A 6,680-nucleotide genomic window follows, 5' to 3' on the forward strand; every position below is an offset into this window, starting at 1 on the left:
ACATATCAAGCATAGTGGTTATTTTTTGCGCGTGCGTGACTATCGTGTTTCGGTAATGTTACAAATCCTGGAAAGGAGTTACATCTTGGTTGTCTCACGACACACAGTAGAGATGCTAACGCCCTCAGTAGAGCCAGTAGCAAAGCCAATATCAATGCCCTCAGCAGCGCAATAATCGGGCGTAACAAAAGGCCCCGGTCCTCCCCACACGGGAAGAGCCGGAGCCTTCAAAACCTTATATCAGCGTCTCGCTTAGCGGCCGCGCATCGCACGACGGTCGGGGCGTGCACGCATCGGGTCAACACCCTTCGGCAGACCATTCATCGGGTTACGCATAGTGTTCAGAGTGCTCAGGCGACCAGAAACAACCTGCATCTCCTGCTGAGTCAGAGCCTTCGGAAGCTTGTTCATAGTCTTCACAACGTCCTTGAGCTCAATCTGACCCTCATCGTGACCGGTCTCAATCACGTGAACCGGCACACCGGGAGCCACACGAGCCAGGTGCTTCTTCTCAGTGTTCACCAGCGAGTTCACGCGGCTGTGAGGGCCCTCGGTCACCAGCACAATACCGGGACGGCCCAGCGCACGGAACACCAGATCCTGGTTGCGATTCGCAGCAACGGGCTGCTCCTCAACAATCCAACCGCGGCGCACCGAGTTCATCGCTGCACCACTACGACCGGGCTGGTTCTCAATCTGAGCAAAAGCCGCAGTCTGCGCGCGGCGACCCAGCAGAAGCATCGCCACAATAGCGGCAACGCCCAGACCCAGAATCAGGAAAGTAATCCAGTTACCCAGGGCAATACCGATGAGGAGGAAAACCAAAAGGGTACCCAGAGCCGACAGACTCAGAATCCAACCGATATTCGGGTCGGACTTCTTGGTCATCTGGTAGACCTGCTTCATCTGGGCGAAAGTGCCCGGAGTGCGTTCCTTCTTCTTTTTCTTCTCTTCGCGCTTATCTGCCACGATTCTTCCTCGGCTGGTTCTTCCGCGGCCCCGAGAAGCGCCTCAAACGCTCACGGAACCATAGTGACGTAACGATGCAGTGTATGCCTGCAATTTTTCTAGTTTACCCTACCCGCACAAGGGACGGGGCATAAGGGGAGGCTCCCCGAACACCGGACGAACACCGGGTTCGAGGAGCCTCAACGCTCTCAGAAAGATTCTGAAAAGGCTTAGTAGCCCGCAGCCACCAGGGAGGAGGCTTCCTGCAGGGCTGCACCCTCACCCTCAATGTGGGCAAGGTTCTCAGGGATCGGGTAGCCATTCTTACGCATTGCACGAGCCCACAGGCGACCTGCACGGTAGGACGAGCGAACCATCGGGCCCGCCATAACGCCGGCGAAACCAATCTCCTCAGCCATGTTCGCAAAATCCACGAACTGCTGCGGCTTCACCCAACGCTCAATCGGGTGGAAGAGCGGGCCGGGGCGCAGGTACTGGGTGAGGGTAATGATGTCACAACCAGCATCGTGCAGATCGCACAGCGCCTCGTAAATCTCGTCATCGGTCTCGCCCATACCCAGAATCAGGTTGGACTTGGTGACCATGCCGCCTTCCTTAGCCTGGGTAATAACATCCAGGGAACGCTCGTAACGGAACGCCGGGCGAATCTGACGGAAGATACGGGGAACGGTCTCCAGGTTGTGTGCGAACACCTCAGGCTTAGCGTCAATCACCTTCTGAACATGCTCGGGAACACCCTTGAAGTCGGGGACGAGCATCTCAACGCCGGTGTTCGGGCACATCTTGTGAATCTGACGGGTAGTCTCTGCGTACAGCCACGCACCGCCGTCTTCCAGATCGTCACGAGCAACACCGGTCACGGTTGCGTAACGCAGACCCATGACCTTCACATTCTTAGCAACCTTGAACGGCTCAGCGTAGTCAACAGCAACAGGCTTGCCGGTCGCAATATTGCAGAAGTCGCAACGGCGGGTGCACTCGGAACCACCAATCAGGTAGGTTGCCTCACGGTCTTCCCAGCACTCGTAAATATTGGGGCAGCCAGCCTCTTCACACACGGTGTGCAGGCCCTGACCGCGAGCCAGCTCGCGCATCTCGTTGTATTCGGGGCCAACAATAGCCTTGGTCTTAATCCAGTGAGGCTTCTTCTCAATGGGAACCTCAGCGTTGCGGGCCTCCACACGCAGTAGCTTGCGTCCTTCAGGTGCGGTGCTCAAAAGTCTTCTCCTTGGTCTAGATGTGCCCTCTGTGCAGGTGGGCCATCTTCTATTTTACGCCCGCTCAGGCGTAGGTGAAACTGATTTTCGTATATGACGAACAAGGCCGGACGCGTTACGTGTACGGCCCGTTCGATGCTTCTTGACTGCGTCTAACCCTGCGTTTAGTCCTGCGCCGCAATGGGCTCGAAAGACTCCGCCAGGCGGTCCTGGTACTTCAGAAGCTCCGCCTCCAGCGGCTCCAAAATATCGGCGGGGGTGACGGTGCGGCCCAGCTGCTCCGAAATGGTGGTAACACCCGCATCGCTAATACCGCAGGGAATGAACTGCTGGAAAGGTGCGGTGTCGTTGCAGCAGTTGATTGCGAAGCCGTGCATGGTGGTGTTACGCGAAACGCGCATGCCCAGTGCCGCGATCTTCTTGTCCTGGGTGATGCCGTTGCCCAGAATCCACACGCCGCTACGGCCCTCAACGCGCTCACCCTTAATGCCCAGGCCAGCCAGGACGTTAATGATGATTTCCTCGATGATGCGCACATACGCCACCACGTCAATGGGCTCGGGCAGGCGCAGAATCGGGTAAGCAGTCAGCTGGCCGGGGCCGTGCCAGGTCAGCTTGCCGCCGCGGTCAATCTTGACGACGGGGGTGGACTTGTCTGCGGGGTACTCGTGGTCTTCGGTGCGTTTACCGGCAGTAATCACTGCCTCGTGCTCAAGTAGAAGAATCGTATTCTGGCGGGTGCGGTTAGCCACCTCATCGTGGATGCGGTACTGCTTGTCCAGGCACTCAACATAGTTCACATAGTTCGGGGCGAAGCCCACGCGTTCAATCGTCACAGACATACTTTCTACCTTAGTACTGCTAATGGAGGGAAGAAAATTAGGGCGCCCTGAATCACGTGATGAGCGAACACGTCGGAATGTTACGTGAGGGTGTGCGCAAGGGGAGGGAGGGTGAATAAGCAGATAAATGCCTGAATTATTCTTTGGGATTCTTTGGGGTACTTGAACTATTTTAGAGTACTTAAAGATATTATTTGATGTAATTTGATAACATGGTGGTATGAGAAGCAAAGAAGCACACGTTCTGGAAAGCATCGCCAACTCGGCTCTGCCCACCCTGCTGATTGTTGAGTACCGGGGTGGAACCACCGCAAGCGCACCCACCGCACGTTCCCTACCCTCCGTGCACCCCGGACGCTACACCCTGCGCACCATTTCTCAGCCCACCCCGCTAGACCCCTCCGCCCCGGCAGCTCCCTCCACCCAGCTGGCTCCTGTCGCGCCCACTCTGCGCGCGGCAGCCAATGGGTACGGATTCGAGGAAAACACGGATGCATCCGCTCAGAGGCACGCCCAGACCCCGCAGGTAGCCGCGGCCCTACGTAACGCGCCCGGACTCGCCAAGCTCCACGCCGTTACTAGTGAGAGCGCCGATCAGCTGTGCCTCTGGTATGAGCCCCTCGACGCGGGCACCCTCGACAAGCTCCTGCGCGCTCGCACCCTGACACCCGCCGAGCTCATGACCCTGGTACGCACCCTGCACCGGGCGCTCGGCAGCCTCAAAAAGGTGGGGGAGGGGCGCGCCGAACTAAGCGCCGAATACATCGCGCTGAGCGCCGCCGGAGTGCCCAAACTCCTGCTACCTGAGGCCATCTACCATGAAGCGGACCCTCACGATACGGAACAGCTCACCGCCGCTCGGGGCAACTACGCACGCTCCGCAGCAGCCCTGCTCTGGCAAGCCGCCTGCGGGCACGCGCCGGAACCCTCCACCGCCCGCGTACCTCTCTCACTGCGCATGGATTCACAGCGTATGGGAGCCGCCGACACTGCAACCGATGGGGCGCCCAACAGCGAGTGGATTGAGCGCCTCGGCAGAGCCCTTGAATACCTGCTGGACGCACCCGCCCAGGAGGCGGCGCTCGCAGGGCTCAGCTCCGTGGTCGCCCTGGCGGAGGAGGTGCCGCCTCGCCCGCTCAACGTCTACCTGAGCTGTTCAGAACGAGCCCGCGCCCTCATTCCCGCAGCTGTGGAGCCCGCGCCGGTACAGAAGCTCTCAAAGACGCAGAAGGCGCAACGGTACCTAGCGGAACGTTTGCCTCGCGTGAAGAAGCCGGCAGCTGCCGCAGGCTCTATGCCGTTGAGCCCTGTGGCGAGCTCCGCAAACCCAGCCCCAAAGAACGCAGATGCGGTGGGCACAGAATCGACGGGCACATCCCGCCTGACGGCGTTATGCGGTGCGCTGAGCCGCCCCTCCGCCCGCCTGGGACTCGCCGCGCTCGCACTGGGGGCTATCGCGCTGCCTCTCGGGTTCACCCTCTACGGGCAGAACGCTCCGGCAACGGCGCAGCCCGTATCCGCTCAATCCGTGAACACTGCGGGGGAGCAGACGCCCGGCGGCACGGAAGAACAGAATCAGGCTGTGCAGGGCGATCAGATCCTACGCGCACTCATCGACCAGCGAAACCAAGAACGCCGTGCCCGAGGCGGCGCAGAGCTCACCATCGACACTGCCGAAGAACTCAGCCGCGACAGCGAGAACATCCGCGTTATGGCGGTAGTCTCCGCGCCCGGCTACCGCGCAGATAAAACCGAGCGGGAAGCCCGCAAACTCAGCGAAGAAAACGGCGTCACCCGCCAGAAAGTCATTTTCGACCTGCACCGCGGGGAGAAAGGCTGGGAGATAGCCCGCGCCGAACCCGTCCCGGCATAGCTGACGCCACGTAACTAACACCGCGTAACTGACACCGTAGAAACGCGGACACAACAAAAGGCGGCGGCCCCACCCACCGAAGTGGATGGAACCGCCGCCTTTTTGCTCGCTGTTCGGGAAAACCCGGAGAGCTACACTCGGTTACCCATCAGGGCACCGCCACAAGGAAACTTCCTTGAATCTATGCAGGTCTTAGAGGCCCAGCTCAGACTCGAAGTTTGCCTCCTCCAGGCGGGTCTTGAGGGTGTGCAGGAAGCGACCAGCGTCCGCACCGTCGACCACGCGGTGATCGTAGGTGAGGGACAGGTAGCACATGGAGCGGATAGCGATAACGTCGTTACCGTCAACATCCTTAACAACCATGGGGCGCTTCACGATGGAACCGGTACCGAGGATTGCAACGTTCGGCTGGTTGATGATCGGGGTGTCGAACAGTGCACCGAAGGAACCAATGTTGGTGATGGTGAAGGTCGAACCCGACAGCTCCTCGGGGGAGATGTCGCCGGTACGTGCACGGCCACCCAGGTCGCCAATAGCCTTTGCCAGGCCAGCAATGCCCAGGTCAGAAGCGTTCTTGATGACGGGAACCAGCAGACCCTTGGGGGTGTCCACAGCAATAGCGATGTTCTCGGAGCCGTGGTAAGTGATCTGCTTGTAGTCTTCGGTCATGGAAGCGTTCAGAGCGGGGTGCTGCTGCAGAGCCTCAGCGGATGCCTGGACGAAGAAGGGCAGGAAGGTCAGCTTAGCGCCCTCACGAGCAGCGAAGCCGTCCTTAGCCTTTGCACGCAGCTGAACGATGCGGGTCACGTCAACCTCGGTGACCTGGGTCAGCTGGGTGGAGATGTCCAGGGACTCACGCATACGCTTTGCAATAACCTGGCGGATACGTGCGGTCTTCTCGACGGTGCCACGCTTGGGGGAAACCTCGAAGGTGTGCGGTGCCTTTGCGGAACCAGCAGCCGGAGCAGCAGCTGCAGCGGGTGCAGCAGCGGCGGGAGCAGCGGAACCCTTAGCAGCGATAGCAGCCTGAACATCCTGCTTGCGGATGCGGCCACCAACACCGGTGCCCTTGACGGTGGACAGGTCGATGCCGTTGTCCTTAGCGAGCTTACGGACCAGCGGGGTCACGTATGCTTCGCCCTCAGCAGCTGCCGGAGCGGCAGGTGCAGCGGGAGCTGCAGGAGCAGCCGGAGCAGCAGCGGGTGCTACAGGAGCTGCAGGAGCCTCAGCAACCGGAGCGGGAGCAGCCGGAGCAGCCGGTGCAGCAGCAGCGGAAGCGTCGCCGATGATAGCCAGAACCTGGCCAACCTCTGCGTCCTCATCCTCGGGGATGCGGATCTCGAGCAGGGTACCTGCTACGGGGGAGGGAACCTCGGTGTCAACCTTGTCGGTGGAAACCTCAACCAGGGGCTCGTCAACCTCAACCTGCTCGCCAACTTCCTTCAGCCAGCGGGTAACGGTGCCCTCGGTGACGGACTCGCCCAGTGCGGGCAGCAGAACCTCAGTGCCGGAAGCGGAGCCAGCGGCGGGAGCAGCCGGAGCAGCAGCGGGTGCTGCGGGAGCCTCAGCAACCGGAGCGGGAGCTGCGGGAGCAGCAGCTGCGGGAGCTGCGGGAGCAGCAGCTGCGGGAGCAGCCGGAGCAGCAGCGCCGGAACCGTCGCCAATGATAGCCAGAGCAGCGCCAACCTCGACGTCCTCGTCCTCGGGGACGAGAATCTGCTCAACAACGCCTGCTACGGGGGAGGGGACCTCGGTGTCAACCTTGTCGGTGGAAACCTC

5 protein-coding genes are annotated in these 6,680 nt (G+C 60.5%); 1 reads left to right on the plus strand and 4 read right to left on the minus strand.

Annotated features, from left to right (window positions below; all coding sequences use genetic code 11):
* Nucleotides 1-252: 252 nt before the first annotated feature.
* The 3 genes from HMPREF2836_RS02770 to lipB form a co-directional block, all read right to left on the minus strand.
* Nucleotides 253-969: a DUF4191 domain-containing protein gene (locus HMPREF2836_RS02770; protein ID WP_049342166.1), complete on the minus strand. Its 717-nt coding sequence runs from the start codon at nt 967-969 to the stop codon at nt 253-255.
* A gap of 209 nt (nt 970-1,178) precedes the next feature.
* Complete coding sequence (lipA, locus tag HMPREF2836_RS02775; protein WP_005505472.1) at nt 1,179-2,186, minus strand: lipoyl synthase; 1,008 nt, start codon at nt 2,184-2,186, stop codon at nt 1,179-1,181.
* 164 nt (nt 2,187-2,350) lie between these two features.
* On the minus strand, nt 2,351-3,283 hold the full coding sequence (gene lipB, locus HMPREF2836_RS02780) for a lipoyl(octanoyl) transferase LipB (protein ID WP_256388393.1): 933 nt from the start codon (nt 3,281-3,283) through the stop codon (nt 2,351-2,353).
* Between lipB and HMPREF2836_RS02785 the strand changes: the two genes are divergently transcribed.
* Nucleotides 3,249-4,901 (plus strand): peptidase, encoded by a 1,653-nt coding sequence (locus HMPREF2836_RS02785; protein WP_070629396.1) that lies wholly within the window; start codon nt 3,249-3,251, stop codon nt 4,899-4,901. The two genes, lipB and HMPREF2836_RS02785, sit on opposite strands and share 35 nt — an antisense overlap.
* Nucleotides 4,902-5,093: 192 nt before the next feature.
* Here HMPREF2836_RS02785 and sucB read toward each other — a convergent pair.
* On the minus strand, nt 5,094-6,680 hold a 1,587-nt coding region (sucB, locus tag HMPREF2836_RS02790), incomplete at its 5' end, for a 2-oxoglutarate dehydrogenase, E2 component, dihydrolipoamide succinyltransferase (RefSeq protein WP_083309150.1).

The sequence above is a fragment of the Rothia sp. HMSC065C12 genome (assembly GCF_001812085.1).
GTDB lineage: Bacteria > Actinomycetota > Actinomycetes > Actinomycetales > Micrococcaceae > Rothia > Rothia mucilaginosa.

Bases quoted from the DNA above. Each gene is read 5' to 3' on its own strand.
- HMPREF2836_RS02785 (WP_070629396.1), top strand. From the start codon at position 3,249: ATGAGAAGCAAAGAAGCACACGTTCTGGAAAGCATCGCCAACTCGGCT.
- lipB (WP_256388393.1), bottom strand. From the start codon at position 3,283: ATGCTTTCCAGAACGTGTGCTTCTTTGCTTCTCATACCACCATGTTAT.